This is a genomic window from Deinococcus koreensis, from assembly GCF_002901445.1.
GTDB lineage: Bacteria > Deinococcota > Deinococci > Deinococcales > Deinococcaceae > Deinococcus > Deinococcus koreensis.
Genome location: NZ_PPPD01000001.1, coordinates 2,720,233 through 2,735,324, shown reverse-complemented (window position 1 = coordinate 2,735,324; position 15,092 = coordinate 2,720,233). Strand labels below are relative to the sequence as shown.

Annotated in this window: 14 protein-coding genes; 9 read left to right on the top strand and 5 right to left on the bottom strand. The window is 69.1% G+C overall.

The window, feature by feature from the left end; all coding sequences use genetic code 11:
• Nucleotides 1-374: 374 nt before the first annotated feature.
• A complete protein-coding gene (gene queA / locus CVO96_RS12985) occupies nucleotides 375-1,472 on the bottom strand; it encodes a tRNA preQ1(34) S-adenosylmethionine ribosyltransferase-isomerase QueA (RefSeq protein ID WP_103312596.1) in 1,098 nt (365 codons plus the stop codon).
• The gene (locus tag CVO96_RS12980; protein ID WP_103312595.1) at nucleotides 1,456-2,031 is read right to left on the bottom strand and encodes a LabA-like NYN domain-containing protein; all 576 of its coding nucleotides are present in this window, start codon (nucleotides 2,029-2,031) and stop codon (nucleotides 1,456-1,458) included. Before CVO96_RS12980 ends, queA begins: the two co-directional genes overlap by 17 nt.
• Nucleotides 2,032-2,210: 179 nt before the next feature.
• Here CVO96_RS12980 and CVO96_RS12975 point away from each other — a divergent pair, with 179 nt between their 5' ends.
• Both CVO96_RS12975 and CVO96_RS12970 read left to right on the top strand, forming a co-directional pair.
• Nucleotides 2,211-3,530: an aspartate aminotransferase type Ic gene (locus tag CVO96_RS12975; protein WP_103312594.1), complete on the top strand. Its 1,320-nt coding sequence runs from the start codon at nucleotides 2,211-2,213 to the stop codon at nucleotides 3,528-3,530.
• A gap of 147 nt (nucleotides 3,531-3,677) precedes the next feature.
• Nucleotides 3,678-4,205 carry a MarR family winged helix-turn-helix transcriptional regulator gene (locus CVO96_RS12970; protein ID WP_103312593.1) on the top strand — a complete coding sequence of 176 codons (528 nt, stop codon included), beginning with the start codon at nucleotides 3,678-3,680 and terminating at the stop codon, nucleotides 4,203-4,205.
• Between the two features lie 18 nt (nucleotides 4,206-4,223).
• Here CVO96_RS12970 and CVO96_RS12965 read toward each other — a convergent pair whose 3' ends face one another.
• From CVO96_RS12965 to lepB, 3 genes are all read right to left on the bottom strand, one after another.
• Nucleotides 4,224-4,946: a DUF2259 domain-containing protein gene (locus tag CVO96_RS12965; RefSeq protein WP_243398345.1), complete on the bottom strand. Its 723-nt coding sequence runs from the start codon at nucleotides 4,944-4,946 to the stop codon at nucleotides 4,224-4,226.
• A 150-nt stretch (nucleotides 4,947-5,096) separates the two neighbouring features.
• Nucleotides 5,097-5,612: a hypothetical protein gene (locus tag CVO96_RS12960; RefSeq protein ID WP_103312592.1), complete on the bottom strand. Its 516-nt coding sequence runs from the start codon at nucleotides 5,610-5,612 to the stop codon at nucleotides 5,097-5,099.
• An 83-nt stretch (nucleotides 5,613-5,695) separates the two neighbouring features.
• Nucleotides 5,696-6,289, bottom strand: a complete 594-nt coding sequence (lepB, locus tag CVO96_RS12955; RefSeq protein WP_103312591.1) for a signal peptidase I — start codon at nucleotides 6,287-6,289, stop codon at nucleotides 5,696-5,698.
• Between the two features lie 156 nt (nucleotides 6,290-6,445).
• Here lepB and CVO96_RS12950 point away from each other — a divergent pair, with 156 nt between their 5' ends.
• The 7 genes from CVO96_RS12950 (at nucleotide 6,446) to CVO96_RS12920 (ending at nucleotide 15,084) form a co-directional block, all read left to right on the top strand.
• The gene (locus CVO96_RS12950) at nucleotides 6,446-6,775 is read left to right on the top strand and encodes an FKBP-type peptidyl-prolyl cis-trans isomerase (protein ID WP_103312590.1); all 330 of its coding nucleotides are present in this window, start codon (nucleotides 6,446-6,448) and stop codon (nucleotides 6,773-6,775) included.
• A 302-nt stretch (nucleotides 6,776-7,077) separates the two neighbouring features.
• A complete protein-coding gene (locus CVO96_RS12945) occupies nucleotides 7,078-8,349 on the top strand; it encodes an ABC transporter substrate-binding protein (RefSeq protein WP_103312589.1) in 1,272 nt (423 codons plus the stop codon).
• A 295-nt stretch (nucleotides 8,350-8,644) separates the two neighbouring features.
• Nucleotides 8,645-9,556 carry a carbohydrate ABC transporter permease gene (locus tag CVO96_RS12940; RefSeq protein ID WP_103312588.1) on the top strand — a complete coding sequence of 304 codons (912 nt, stop codon included), beginning with the start codon at nucleotides 8,645-8,647 and terminating at the stop codon, nucleotides 9,554-9,556.
• On the top strand, nucleotides 9,553-10,419 hold the full coding sequence (locus CVO96_RS12935) for a carbohydrate ABC transporter permease (protein WP_243398344.1): 867 nt from the start codon (nucleotides 9,553-9,555) through the stop codon (nucleotides 10,417-10,419). The genes CVO96_RS12940 and CVO96_RS12935 overlap by 4 nt, the downstream gene beginning before the upstream one ends.
• A gap of 79 nt (nucleotides 10,420-10,498) precedes the next feature.
• The gene (locus CVO96_RS12930; RefSeq protein ID WP_103312587.1) at nucleotides 10,499-12,490 is read left to right on the top strand and encodes a beta-galactosidase; all 1,992 of its coding nucleotides are present in this window, start codon (nucleotides 10,499-10,501) and stop codon (nucleotides 12,488-12,490) included.
• 565 nt (nucleotides 12,491-13,055) lie between these two features.
• Nucleotides 13,056-14,057, top strand: coding sequence for a LacI family DNA-binding transcriptional regulator (locus tag CVO96_RS12925; protein ID WP_165795296.1), 1,002 nt, complete (start codon nucleotides 13,056-13,058; stop codon nucleotides 14,055-14,057).
• Between the two features lie 94 nt (nucleotides 14,058-14,151).
• Nucleotides 14,152-15,084, top strand: coding sequence for a carbohydrate ABC transporter permease (locus CVO96_RS12920; protein ID WP_103312585.1), 933 nt, complete (start codon nucleotides 14,152-14,154; stop codon nucleotides 15,082-15,084).
• Nucleotides 15,085-15,092 lie beyond the last annotated feature (8 nt).

The window sequence follows — 15,092 nt, the reverse complement described above, 5'->3', positions numbered from 1 at the left end:
TATAGGAAAGAGCCGCCCGGCGGTGGGTAAGCCTGACGACGGACGCGCCCCTGGGGCCGCCGCGTGCTGCACAGGGCCATGTCCAGACCCCTCCCCACAGCGCTTCCTGATGGCGCCGGGATGCGTCCCGCCGGCCCGGACGACGTGCCCCGGCGCGCTGCCTTCCTGACCCTGGCCCGCACGCTGGAGCGTCAGGCCGGAGTGCGCCTGCCGGGCGAAGCCTTGATGCCCAGAGCAGCGGGCGACAGAAGACTCACCTCCTGCCCGAATGGAGCGAGTGAATCTGAGCGGGCAGGACGGGACTGCACGGCTACCAGGGAGACATGGAGCGACCAGAAAAGAGAGCTTCTGGTCGCTCCATCCGGGGAACAGCCCTACCGGCTTGCGTTCTCCAGCCACATCGCGTCGCCCAGGGAATAGAAGCGGTAGCCCTCCGAGAGCGCGGCGTCGTAGGCGGCCCGGATGCGCTCCACGCCCGCGAAGGCCGCCACCAGCAGCATCAGGGTGGAGCCCGGCAGGTGCAGGTTGGTGATCAGCACGTCGGGCACGTTCACGGGTTTACCGGGCGTGATGAAGATGCTCGTGTCGCCCTCGCCGGGCTGCACCTCAGCGCCGTCCCAGGCGCTCTCCAGCGTGCGGACGGTGGTGGTGCCCACGGCCACGACCCGCCGGCCCTCGGCGCGGGCGCGGTTGATGGCCGCGGCGGTCTGCGGGCTGACCGAGTAGCGCTCGGCGTGCATGACGTGCTCGGACACCGGCCCGCTGATGGGCTTGAAGGTGCCTGCCCCGACATGCAGCGTGACGTGGGCGCGTTCCACCGCCAGCTCGTCCAGCCGCGCGAGCAGCCCCGGCGTGAAGTGCAGGCCGGCCGTGGGCGCCGCCACCGAGCCCGGCGTGCGGGCGTACACGGTCTGGTAGCGCTCGCGCCAGGTCTCGTCGGAGTCGCCGGCGTCGATGTAGGGCGGCAGCGGCAGGCGCCCGATGTCGTCCAGATGGGGCCCTATGTCGTGGTCGAAGCGGAGCAGCCGTGCGCCGTCGGCCTGCACGCCCACGACCTCGGCGCGGTGCTCGTGCTCCCCCGGCCCGCCCAGCAGCAGTTCCTTCCCCGCCCGCTTCGCCGGCTTCAGGTAGGCGCTCCACAGGTTCGGCTCCTCCTCGCGCAGCAGCATGACCTCGACCTGTCCGCCCCCGTGGCCGTCCGGGGTTCGGGGCTTGCGGGCCAGCACGCGCGCCGGGATCACGCGGCTCTCGTTGAAGACCAGCAGGTCGCCCCGGCGCAGCAGCTCCGGCAGGTCGCGGAAGATCCGGTGATCCACGCTTTCCCCCACCACCATCAGGCGCGAGGCGTCGCGGGGCTCGGCGCCGGTCTGCGCGATGCGCCCGGCGGGCAGCTCGAAGTTCAGGCGGGCCAGCACCGCGTCGGGATCGGTTCCAGGAACGTTCACGGCGTCCAGCTCAGGCGGTGGGCTCATCGGTGGTCGGCTCGGCGCTCGGCTTGCCGCCGTTCTTCACGCGGGCCGGCATCAGCGCGTCCTCGATGTCGGGCAGGTGCGTGAAGCGGTCGGCGGCGTCGATCAGCTTCTGGGCGGTGTGCTCGCGGAAGGCGATGACCTCCACGCGCTTGCCGCGCTCCTGCAGCACCTCCACGATGTCGGTGAAGTCGCCGTCGCCGCTGCCCAGCACCACGACGTCGAGGTGATCCATCAGGCGCACCATGTCGGCCACGATGCCCATGTCCCAGTTGCCCTCGTAGATCGGCTTGCCGCCGTCGGTGACGTGGTGCAGGGTCAGGTTCATGCGCCGCACCTTGAAGCCCAGCGTGGACAGCTTGTAGATGAAGGGGCGCGCCGTCGCCTCGTTCTCGCGCTCGACGGTGTACGAGATGGCGTGCAGCAGTTCGCGCTCGTGGGTGGCGACCTTCAGGATGGTCTCGAAGTTCACGGTGCGTTCCAGCAGGTCGCGGGCCGAGTGGTAGAGGTTCTGGGTATCGATGAAGACCCCCACGCGGGGGCGGTGAACGACGTAGTGCATTGGGATTCTCCTGTTGTGGGTGGAAACAAATGAAGCGGCACCGGACGGGCGCTAAAAAGGGGACGGCACCTGCGGGGCAGGCGAGCGGAGTCTAGCACCCCCCTCCAGCTGGCCCGGCCCTGAACGCCACATCAAACAAGTCGGGCCCACGGCGCCGCCCCGACCTATACCCTGGGGGCATGACCTCCGATCCGCAGTCCACCGCCCCGCAGGCACAGGCCCGGGAACCGCAGGCGCTGGCGCAGGCCCAGGCGGCCTACGACGCCTTCCGCGCCCGTGGGCTCAAGCTGAACATGCAGCGCGGCCAGCCCTCGGACGCCGACTTCGACCTCAGCAACGGCCTGCTCGGGGCGCTGGGCGAGACCGACCTGAGCATGGACGGCCTCGACCTGCGGAACTACCCCGGCGGCGTGGCGGGCCTGCCCAGCGCGCGGCGGCTGTTCGCGGCGTATCTGGACGTGAAGAGCGAGAACATCGTGGTGTGGAACAACGCCTCGCTGGAGCTGCAGGCCTTCGTGCTGACCTTCGCGCTGCTGCACGGCACGCGGCACTCGACCGGCCCCTGGGTGCACCAGAAACCCAAGTTCATCGTGACGACCCCCGGCTACGACCGGCACTTCCTGCTGCTCCAGACCCTGGGCTTCGAGCTGCTGAGCGTGGACATGCACGACGACGGCCCGGACGTGGAGGCGGCCGAGGCCCTCGCGGCGGCCGACCCTGCGGTCAAGGGGCTGCTGTTCGTGCCCACCTATTCCAATCCGGGCGGCGAGACCATCAGCGCCGAGAAGGCCGCGCGGCTGGCGGGCCTGAAGGCAGCGGCCCCCGACTTCACGATCCTGGCCGACGACGCCTACCGGGCGCACCATCTGGACGACGCGGCGCAGACCGTGAACTTCGTGGCCCTGTGCCGCGACGCCGGCGTCCCCGACCGGGCCTTCGTGTTCGCCAGCACCTCCAAGATCACCTTCGCGGGGGGCGGGCTGGGCTTCGTCGCCAGCAGCGAGGACAACATCAGGTGGCTCAGCACCTACCTGAACGCGCAGAGCATCGGCCCCAACAAGCTGGAGCAGGCGCGGCACGTCAAATTCCTGGAGTCCTACCCGGGCGGCATCGACGGCCTGATGAAGGATCACGCCGCCCTGATCGCGCCCAAGTTCCGCGCCGTGGACGAGGTGCTGCGCGCCGAACTGGGCGAGGGCGGCGAATACGCCACCTGGACGAATCCGCGCGGCGGCTATTTCAGCTCGCTGAACACGGCCGCGCCCGTGGCGAAGCGAGTGATCCAGCTCGCCGAGGAAGCCGGCGTGAGCCTGACCCCGGCCGGCGCGACCTACCCCGGCGGAAACGACCCGCACGACCGCAACATCCGCCTGGCCCCCACCCGCCCCCCGCTGAACGAGGTGCATACCTCCATGCAGGTGGTCGCGGCCTGTATCCGCCTGGCGACCGAGGAGTACCGGGCGAGCGAGGGCCGGGCCGGCGGGCAGCAGGACAGCTGAACGCGGCGCAGGGCCGGCGGCGGAACGGGATAGCGGGCGGCCCACACGTCCGGCCCCACCCTTCCCGGCCAGAGGGGCCTTAAGACTCCCCTAGCTGACTGACCGGTCGGGCTTGATTTCCGGAGGGGCCCCCCCCACCATGGCGACATGCCCAACCGCTACGCTGGCTCGCCGGAGGAACGCTCGGCGCTGGACGCTTATGTCAAGCTCTGGCGGGCGGCGCACGCGGTCGAAGTGGTCGCCAACCGGCATCTGGCCGCGTATGGCCTGACCACCAGCCAGTTCGCGGTGATCGAGGCGCTCTACCACCTCGGGCCGATGAGCCAGCGCCTGCTGGCCGACAAGATCCTGCGCTCCAGCGGCAACCTGACCATGGTGATCGACAACCTGGAACGCGACGGGCTGGTGCACCGCGAGCGCATGGCGACCGACCGCCGGGTGGTGAACGTGACCCTGACCACCCAGGGCGAGGCCCTGATCACCCAGCTGTTACCGGATCACGTGGCGGGCATCCACGAGGTCTTCAAGGTGTTGGAGCCGGCCGAGATCGAGCAGCTCTCCACGATCGCGCGCAAGCTCGGGCTGGCCCTGCAGGGACGCCTGGACGACGAGGCGGTGGCGGTCAAGGCCAGAACCCGCCGATCCACCCTGCGCCGCAACGTCCACGGCGCCTGAGCCGGCCGACCTCCCGGTTCACTTCAGGGTCACGGCGATGAAGACCGGCGTGGCGTCCGGCCCCTCGAAGCCCGGCGAGTAGCTGCGGACGGTGAGCAGTGCGCGGTCGCCCTGCACGTCGACCCGTTCCAGCGTGTAGCCGCCGGCGCAGCGCCGGCCGGAGGGCAGCGCCAGATCGCGGTGAACCGTCTGCCCCCGCACGCTCAGGCGGAAGCCGGCCGGCGAGGTGCCGGCGGGCAGCAGATCGGGATACGGGCAGGTGGAGGGCAGCGCGTAGACCTCCAGGCGGATCGGCACGGGCGGCGACCACAGCGCCACGCTCGTCAGCTGCGTCTGCCCGGCGGGGACGGCATCCGACCACTGCGGAAGGAACGTGGGATACACGCGGTTGAAGCGGGCCGCCGAGACCTGCCCCGGCTGCAGCCCGGCGGCCCGCAGGGTGGCGGGGGTGGGCGGCGTGCGGAGCAGCTCCAGGCGCAGGGCGTTCGGCGCCTGATCGGCGGTGCGGGTGCGGCGGTAGACCAATAGCCCGCTGGCCGTGTCCAGTACGCTCAGGGTGGCGGTGCCGAAGCCGCTGCCATCCTGCACGCCGGAACTGAGCACCATGACCCGCGCGCCGCTGGCCGAGAAGCGCACCTGATCCACCGGAATGCGGTCGCTCGCCCGCGCCGGGGAACACAGAGGCAGCGCCGTGGCGCACGAGGCGAGCAGCAGGGTCTTCAGGCGTCGCATGGTCGGCATGATCGAGCGTACCTCCCGCCTGCGCGCGCCGCCAGACCCGGGGCGGGAGGGTCAGCCTGCACCTGACCGGGCGGCCCCCTCCCGCCCTGGGATCAGACGAGCAAGAACCCCTGAGCGGGGCCACTCAGTGCAGCCTCAGTGGGTGCCACCTCAGTTGAAGCGCAGCGAGGCCAGTACCTTGCCGAACACGGCGTTCGCCTGCACGAACCGCGCCGGAGCGTCGGTGAGCTGGAAGGAATAGAGGTTCTTCGCGCCGTTGCCGTACCACACGCGCATCCGCAGCTGGCCGCCGGGGTGGCTCAGGGTGTACTCGCGCTCGGTGCCGCTGACCCCGCCGTAGCGCGCCGCCCGGCTGGACAGCTGCCGCGTGGTGGCGCCGCTGGCCTTGATGCCCGCCTCGAACTTCTGGAATTCGGTGTTCAGGTTCACGGCGGCTCCATTCTTGGGCGTGAACAGCAGGCGGATCAGGGTCGCGGGCGGCGCCTTGGCCGACACGACGCTCAGGCCCTGCGCCCCGTCCCCGAAGTCGGCGCCGAGCCAGCCCTTGGGCAGACTGACGCTGAAGGGCAGCCGGGCGTCCTTGATAGGCACCAGGGTCTGGGCCTGGGCGGCCGGCACGGCGAGGGTCACGATCAGGGCAGCGCACAGGGGGCGAACGGCGTTCATGGGGGTCACCGTAGCAGGCGCGGGTGAGGCCCACGGATCGCCCACATGAACGGCCGGGCACTCCGGGGCAGCGTCGGATCAGCTCAGCGGGGGATCAGGCCGGGGCGGGGCCACAGGCGCAGGTCAGCGGGGCCGGCCACGTCCCGCAGGGCCACGGGGCCGTAGGCGCGGCTGTCGAGACTCTCGCCGAGGCGCCGGTTGTCGCCCATGACCCACAGGTGGCCGGGCGGCACGCGGATCGCCGCCTGATCGGAGACGAAGCCCTCGCTGGCGTAGCGCTCCAGCAGGGCGCGGCCATTGACCTCGACCCGGCCGTCCCTGACCGCCACGGTGTCGCCGGCCAGGGCCAGCACGCGCTTGATGTTGTAGGGCCGGTGGCGCACGCCCCAGAGGGTCTCGTAGGAATAGTCGCTGTCCTGCGGCCCCTTGAACACCACCAGATCGCCGCGCCGGGGATAGACCCCGCTCAGGCCCCAGGCCCGCAGCCAGCGCGGATACTTGAGGAGCAGCAGGACGTCGCCGCTGCGCAGGGTCTCGTTCATGGAGTCGCCGTCCACGCGGGCCAGCGTGCCGCCGAAGGTCGTGAGCCCCCACACCGGCAGCAGCGCGCCCAGGATCCATGTCCTCCAGGCGCGGCGCCAGGGGCTGTCTCTGGTGGGGGCAGTCCGGGCACTCATGCCGGCCCAGGCTAGAGCATCGGCCGCAGGCAGGGTGTCCTGCGGGCAGCGCGGCGCCGCGCTCTGACCGCTCCCCAGGGCAGCTCTCAAACCAGCACCTTCATAAACGCTTCAGAGTCCAGGGAGGGCACGCCGCTCAGGGGTACGCTGCTCGCCATGAGCGACGAGCTGAAAGTCGAGAAGTACCACGAGGGCACGGGGGAACCTGCTCAGGCCGGCAAGATGGTGAAGGTGCACTACACCGGCACCCTGGAAAGCGGCCAGAAGTTCGACTCCAGCCGTGACCGTGGGCAGCCCATCGAGTTTCCCCTGGGCGTCGGCTACGTCATCAAGGGCTGGGACGACGGCATCGCGCAGCTGCGGGTAGGCGACAAGGCCAAGCTGACCATCCCGGCCCACCTGGGCTACGGCGCGGCGGGCGTCCCCGGCGTGATCCCGGCCGGCGCGACCCTGATCTTCGACGTGGAACTGGTGGACGTCGGCTGAGCCGAGGGCGGGCAGACAGCGGCCGACCCTCCTTCTGTATTCCAGGCTTCCGGGCCTGGGATTTTTTGTTGTCCGGCGGAACCCACCGTGGGGTTTGACGGCCCCTGAAAACTGACATACACTCCGGACGTATCAAAACTCGTGTAGACAGGCGCGGACGTGCGCCGAAAAGCGTTTGTAAGCGCTTACACCTCTGCTGTTCGCCGGCCCGTCGCCGATGGCGGGCCGATCCTGATCCTTCTGCGCCCGCCGCTCCGTGTTCCCTATCCCCCGCTGACGACGTTCTCTCCTCTGGAGGCTCTATGAAAAAAGCACTGCTCACGCTGTCCGCCCTGCTCATCTCAAGCGCCGCTGCGCAGACGAACCTTTCCGGTACCGTCACCATCTGGTCGTGGGATGTGGCCGCCAAGGCGCTGCAAAGCACGGTACCCGGCTTCAACAAGAAGCACCCCAACGTGAAGGTCGAGGTCGTCGATCTGGGCAACCAGAACGTGTACGACCGTGGCTTGGCCGGCTGCGCGGCGGGCGGCGCGGACATGCCCGACGTCTACTCGATCGAGAACGGCGAGGCCGAGGTGTTCTGGGCGCGCTTCCCGGACTGCTTCGTCGATCTGAACACGCTGGGCGCAAATAAAATCGTCAACCAGTTCCCGGCCTTCAAGTGGACGGAGCTGACGGCGAATGGCAAGCGCTTTGCCATGCCTTGGGACTCCGGCCCCGTGGTGATGTTCTACCGCCGCGACCTGTACCAGCAGGCCGGGATCAACCCGAATGACATCAAGACCTGGGACGACTACATCGCCGCCGGCAAGAAGATGAATGCAAAATTCGGCGGCAACGTCAAGATGGGCACCATCGCCAACGGCCAGGATGACGAGTGGTTCCGCATGCTGGCCAACCAGAACGGCTGCTTCTATTTCGACAACGCGGCCAGCCAGGTCACGGTGGCGCGCCCCGGCTGCGTCACGGCGCTGGGCACCATCAAGAAGTTGTACGACGCCAAGGTCGTGGCGACCGGCGACTGGGGCGGCCAGATCACCTCCTTCAAGGCTGGCAAGGCCGCCAGCGCCATGTTCGGCGCGTGGTACGAGGGCACCATCCGCACCAACGCGCCCGACCAGAAGGGCAAGTGGGGCGTGTACCTGATGCCTGCCAGCCGGCCCGGCGGCCCGCGCGCCTCCAACCTGGGCGGCAGCGCTCTGGCCATCCCGAGTGCGAGCAAGAACAAGGAAGCGGCCTTCGCCTTCCTGCAGCACGCCCTGGGCAGCGCCGACGGCCAGGTCACGATGCTTAAGTCGCAGGGCCTGGTGCCCAGCCTGCTCTCGGCCACCCGCGACCCCTACGTGGCGCAGGGGCAGTCCTACTGGGCCAACCAGAAGGTCTGGCAGACCATCCTGGGCACCCTGGGCGACGTGCCCCCCTCGCGCGGCACCCAGTACTTCCAGGACGCCCGGCAGGTGATGGTGGTCGTGCAGGCCGACTACATCAAGGGCAAGTACAAGACCGCCAAGGAAGCGCTGGACGACGCTGCCAAGAAGATCAGCTCCGCGACCGGCCTGCCCATCGCGAAGTAAGGCGCAGGGCTCAGGCGGGCGGGGAGGGGTCACAGCGGCCCTCCTCGCCCGCCTCCGCTGTGGGCCAGAGCTGGCCGGAGCCCGGCAGGGCATCGACCCTCTCCTTCCCCTGTCTTCCCGGCCCGGAGCCCGCACGGGCGCCCTGTGCAGGGAAATTCGTCTGAACCCGTTCCGCCGCCGGAGTGTCATGCTGGGCACACGAGTCCCTGCGCCGCGTCCGCCACGTTTCTCCAGGTGAGCTGCCGGCTTTCTCCCGTGCCGCGCCCTCCCCCTCTTCCCCACTCCCGAGGCTGCCATGACCACGACCGCACGATCCACCACCTCGCCGCCCGTGGCGACCCCACCGCGCCGCAAACGGCCTCCGCTGGCGCCGTACCTGTTCATCCTGCCCTACCTGCTGATCTTCGCCACCTTCTGGGCCTGGCCCATCGTCAGCTCCTTCCTGATGAGCTTCAAGGACTCGCGCCTGGGGGCCGCCGCGCCCTACGGCCTGTCCAACTGGTCGCGGCTGGTGCAGGACGAATTCTTCCGCACGGCGCTGCGCAACACGCTGGTGATTCTGGTGATCCAGGTGCCGTTGATGCTGTCGCTGGCGACGGTGCTGGCGGTGGCGCTGAACAGCAAGCTCCTGAAGGCGGCGGGGCTGTTCCGCTTCGCCTTCTTCGCGCCGCTGGTGGTGGGCACCGTGGCGTACTCGGCGGTGTTCCGCCTGCTGTTCAACACCGACTTCGGCATCGTGAACCGCGCCCTGACCGGCCTGGGCCTGCCCGCCGTGGACTGGCTCAACCAGTCGGGGCCGGCCATGAGCGTGCTGATCCTGGCAATGACCTGGCGCTGGACGGGCTACAACGCCATCATCCTGCTTGCAGGGTTGCAGGGCATCAGTGAGGACGTGTACGAGGCCGCCGCCATCGACGGCGCCACGCCCGCCCAGCAGTTCTGGAAGATCACGCTGCCGCTGCTGCGGCCCACGCTGCTGTTCTGCCTGGTGCTCAGCGTGATCGGCACCCTGCAGCTGTTCACCGAGCCCGCCCTGATCACCAACTCCGGCCCCGGCAACTCGACCATGACCCTGGGCACCTACCTGTACCAGCAGGGCTTCCGCTCGTTCAACTTCGGGTACGCCAGCGCGATCGCCTACACGGTGGCCGCCATCGCGGCGATCTTCAGCGTGCTGCAGCTGCGGCTGTTCGGGAGGGAGCAGTGACGGCGGCCCCGGTGGCCCCGCCCACGGCCGGCGTGCGGGCCCAGCGGCGGCTGAACGCTGCGCTGCTGTACGTGGCCCTGGTGCCGCTGGCGCTGCTGTTCCTGGCGCCGCTGTGGATCATGCTGGTCTTCAGCACCCAGCCAGAGACGGCGATCTTCAGCCCCAATCCGCCGCTGTGGTTCGGTGGGGCCTTCGCCGAGAACTTCCGAGGCCTGCAGGCCGACACCAACTTCCTGCGTACTCTCCTGAACTCCACCATGATCGCCTCGATCTACACCGTCTTGAGCATGCTGCTCACCTCGATGGGCGGCTACGCCTTCGCCAAGTTCGAGTTCCCCGGCAAGGGGCCGCTCTTCGGCCTGATCCTGGCGACCCTGACCATCCCCGCCTTCGTGACCATCATCCCGCAGTTCATCCTGGTGGCGCGCGATCTGCAGATCGGCAACACCTACTGGGCAGTCATCCTGCCGACGCTGGCGAACACCATCGGCATCTTCTACATGCGCCAGGCCTTCCAGACGGTGCCCACGGACCTGCTGAACGCAGCGCGCATCGACGGTGCAAACGAATGGCGCATCTTCTGGCAGATCGCGCTGCCCATCGTGCGCCCGGCGCTGGCCGCGCTGGCGATCCTGCTGTTCCTGGCGTCGTGGAACGACTACCTGTGGCCGCTGATCGTGCTGACCCAGAAAGACAGCTACACCATGCCGGTCGCGCTGGGCACCCTGGTCGGCCTGACGCGGGTGTCGTGGGGCGGGATCATGGTGGGCACGGCTATTGCCACCATTCCCTTCCTGGCGCTGTTCCTGGCCCTGCAACGGCACTTCGTGGCGGGCATTGCGGGCGGCGCGGTCAAGGACTGAGGCGCACGAGGCTATGGGCGCGGCGAGCGTCGCCCAGGCCGCCCCACTCCACACGGATTCATCTGAGAGGATTCATCACATGACCACTGCACCGACGCCTCCCCACCTTCTCCTCGGTTCCTGCGACTACCCCGAGCATGTGCCCCGTGACCGCTGGGCGACCTATGCCCGGATGCAAAAGGAGCTGGGCCTGAGCTTCGTGCGGATCGCGGAGTTCGCCTGGAGCCGGATCGAACCGCAGTGTGGCCGATACGACTGGGCGTGGCTGGATCAGGCCATCGAGGCGTACCACGGCTGTGGCCTGAGGGTCGTGTTGTGCACCCTGACCGCCACCCCCCCCGCCTGGTTGATCCGCGCGCACCCCGAGATCCTGGCCTCCGACGAACAGGGCCGCGTGCGCGAGTTTGGGTCGCGCCGCCACTACGATTTCGCCTCGCCCGTGTACCGCGAGCATTCCCGGCGCCTGACCCTGGCGATGGCGCTGCGCTACGGCCGGCACCCGGCGGTGGTGGGCTGGCAGACCGACAACGAGTTCGGCTGTCACGGCACCACGCGCTCCTATGGCGGGGCCAGCGCCGCGGCCTTCCCGGAGTGGCTGAGGCACCGCTACGGGGTCGTCGAGCGCCTGAACGAGGCCTGGGGCAACGTGTTCTGGAGCATGGAATACACGGACTTCTCGCAGGTTCGCCCCCCCATGCTCACGGTCACCGAACTCAACCCCTCGCACGTGCTGGACTACGCGCGCTTCGCCTCGCAGCAGGTCGCGGACTTCCAGAAGGAGCAGCTGGAGATCCTGCGGGAGATGTCGCCGGGGCGCTTCATCACGCACAATTTCATGATCTTCGAGTCGGGCTTCGACCACTACCAGGTGGCCCAGGGGCTGGATTTCGCCACCTGGGACAACTACCCGCTGGGGATGCTGGAATTCTTCGCGCCCAGCGGCAGCGGCGAGGAGGTCAAGACCCGCTACGCGCGCACCGGCCACCCGGATCTGATCGCCTTCAACCACGACCTCTACCGGGGGCTGGTGGCGCAGCCGGGCCTGGGCCGCGAGGGGCGCGGCACGCCGAACGGCCCCTGGGTCATGGAGCAGCAGTGCGGGCAGGTCAACTGGGCCCCCTACAACCCGCTGCCGGCGGGCGGCGCCGTGCAGCTCTGGACGGCGCAGGCCTGGGCCCACGGCGCGGACGTGGTGAGCTACTTCCGCTGGCGCGCGGCGACCATGGCCCAGGAGGTCATGCACTCGGGCCTGCTGCGGCACGACGAGACGCCGGATCGCGGCTACGCCGAGGTCGAGACGCTGGATCAGACGCAGTTCCCGGTCGGGCCGGTGCCCGCGCGGGTGGCGCTGCTGCACGACTATGAAAGCCTGTGGCTCTACGACCAGCAGAAGCACTCGGCCAGCCTGAGCTACTGGACGCAGACCGTCGCCTACTACTCGGCCCTGCGGAGCCTGGGCATCGACGTGGACATCGTGCACGCCGACGCCGGGCTGAGCGCCTACGCCGTGGTGGTGGCCCCCGCGATCACGCTGGTGCCCCCGGAGCGCGCCGCCCGCTGGGCGAAAGCCGTCGAGGGCGGCGTGGCACTCGTCTGCGGCCCCCGCACCGCCTTCCGCACCCCGGGCGGCCAGACCTGGGAGACCGGGCAACCCGGCCCGCTGAGCGACACCCTGGGCGTGAAGCTGCTGCAGTACGACTCGCTGCGCCCGACGCTGAGCCAGCGGGTGTCGGGGCCGGGCGGCGACGTCCAGGCCCACGGCTGGGCCGAGAGCTACCGCCTGCAGGGCGCCGAGGCGCTGTACAGCTATTCCGGAGGCCCGCTGGACGGCGAGGCGGCCGTGACGCGCCGCGGCCAGGTCACCACCATCGGTGCCCACAGCCCGGAGCTGATCGGCGCGGTGCTGGCCGACGTCCTGCAGCGCGCCGGGGTGGAGACCACGCCCCTGCCCGAAGGCGTGCGCCTCAGCCGCCGGGCGGGCCGGACGCTGGTGCAGAACTGGACTCTGGACGCCGTTCAGTGGAACGGGCTGAGCCTGGGGCCGGTGAGCTTCATGGTGCAGGAAGAGTAGGCGGCGCAGGGCAGCAGGAGATCGGCGGCCGGGAGGCAGGGCGTCCGGACTCCAGACACAGCCAGACGCACGTGCCCCGAGACTGATACGAAGTTAAAGTGATCCTGCGACATCCGAGACCCCTCACCCTTCCGCCGCGTTGCGGCTCCCTCCCTCTCCCCAGGGGAGAGGGTTGGGGTGAGGGGTCTGTTGGTGGCGACTCCGCCATGTCTTGCCATCACTTTAGTCCCGTATGACCCCTCGGGGCACGTCCTGTTCGGGCCGACCGGAACGGCCTGAACCCGAACTTAGCCCACCACCGAAGCCACCGACCTTCCACGGTTCTGGGGCCGGCCCTCATCCCTCCAGTCCCGACCTTCAGCGCTGGATGAAGCGGCAGGTCTCGCCAGGGTGGGTCGACGGATTCGGGCCTTCCTCTGCTCTGCTGCTGTGCCAGTCGGCGTCACCTGAAGTCCCAGCTCGCCCTGATGAGCCTGGAATGAGCATCTCATTGACAAGATAAACAATCTGTGGTTTGATGGTTTTAACGTTCAAATCACCTGTGCGGCCACCCAGGGAGGTGTCGATGACCCGCGTCACGTTACGAGATGTCGCTGCCCATGCCGGGGTCTCCCACCAGACCGTGTCCAACGTGATGAACGGTCACCCCTCGATCCGTCCGGCCACGCGCGACAGGGTGCTGGCCGCGATCCAGGCCCTGGACTACCACCCCAACCAGGCCGCCAAGGCCCTGCGCGAGGCGCGCGTGACCACCCTCTGCTGCGCGTTCTACGGCCACGACGCCGAAAACGTGGACGACCCCTACCGCAATGTGGTGCAGTCGGCGTTCATCGCCGAAGCCAACGTCCACGGCTACAGCATGACCACCGCCTTCGTGCAGGATGGCCCGGAGTCCTTCGATTCGCTGCGCCAGCGCTACCGGCAGGGGCAGTTCGGCGGCGTGGTGGTGGTCGGCAATACGCTGAACGCCGCGCAGTGGCAGGCGCTCCAGGGATGGGGCCTCCCGGCGGTGCTGTTCGACCACCGCCTGCCGGACAGCGCGGCGCTGTCGGTCAGCTCCGATTACACCAGCGGGATGCACGCGCTGGTGGCCCACCACGCCGCCCAGGGCCGCCGGCATCTGGCGCTGATCATCCCTCTGCAGGACGCCGCGAGCACGGCGGTGGATCGGCGCGAGGCGTTCAGGGCGGCGGCCGCCCAGCACGGACTCCAGGCGCACCTGATCGCCGGCGACTGGTCGTACGCGTCTGGCGAGGCGGCGCTGCATACGCTGTGGCGCGGCGGAAATAGCCCCGACGCCGTGCTGGGCGGCAACGACCGGATGGCCGCCGGCGCCCTGCGCGCGGCCCTGGAACTGGGCCTCCGGGTGCCCGGACAGGTCGCCATCAGCGGGTTCGACAACTTCGAATTCAGCCGCTACACCCACCCCAGCCTGACCACCGTGAATGTGCCCCACGCCGAGATGGCCCGGCGGGCGGTGCGCGCCCTGCTGGCCCGGCTGGAGCAGCACCAGACCCCGCCCAATGTCGTTCTTCCGGCGTCCCTGGTCATCCGCGAGTCCGCCTGATGTGCCCAGTCCCGCTCCGGCCAGCCCGGCCCGCGCCACTCCCGCTCTTTTCAGTCCCGCTCGTGTCAGCCCACGTCTCCCTGGAGGTCAGCGTATGACGGTGCCGTCCGACACCCTCTCCACCCCGGTCTCGGCCACCCGTGTCAGACGCGTCCGGCGGCTGAGCACCGAAGCGGTCGTGGGCTACCTGTTCATCCTGCCGGCCGTGGTCGGATTCCTGATCTTCTACCTCTACCCCTCGGTGCGCGGCCTGATGATCAGTTTCACCGACTGGAACCTGCTGAGCGACCCCGAGAGCGTGGGCCTGGCGAACTACCGGGAACTGCTGGCCGACGAGAAGTTCTGGGACGCGCTGGGCATCACCTTCAAGTACGTGCTGTGGAATATCCCGCTGCAGACGGTACTGGCGATCCTGATGGCAGTGGCGATGGACCGGGTCGTGAAGAGCATGTTCGTCAAGGGCCTGCTGATCTTGCCCTACCTGCTCTCGAACGTGCTGGTGGCGCTGACCTTCCTGTGGCTGCTCGACCCGCTGCTGGGCGTGGTGAACGCCGGCCTGGAGGCGCTCGGCATCGCCCGGCAGCCCTTCTTCGGCGCCCCGGAACAGGCCATCGAGACCATCGCGGGGATCAACGTCTGGCGGCACACCGGCTTCAACGCGCTGCTGTTCTACGCCGGCCTGCAGGCCATCCCCAGAACCGTGTTCGAGGCCGCGCGCATCGACGGCGCCAGCGCCGTGCAGGAGTTTTTCCGCATCACCCTGCCCCTGCTGCGGCCCGTCACGGTGTTCGTGCTGGTCACCTCGCTGATCGGCTCGTTCCAGATCTTCGACACGGTCGCGGTGACCACGCAGGGCGGCCCGGTGGATTCCACCCGCGTGCTGGTGTTCTACATCTACCAGAACGCCTTCGCCTTCTTCAAGATGGGCTACGCGACCGCCATGAGCATGGCCCTGTTCGTGCTGCTGGTGGTCTTCACCCTGATCCAGATGCGTCTGTTCAATGCCAACCATTCTGACCTTGAGTAGGCCAGACG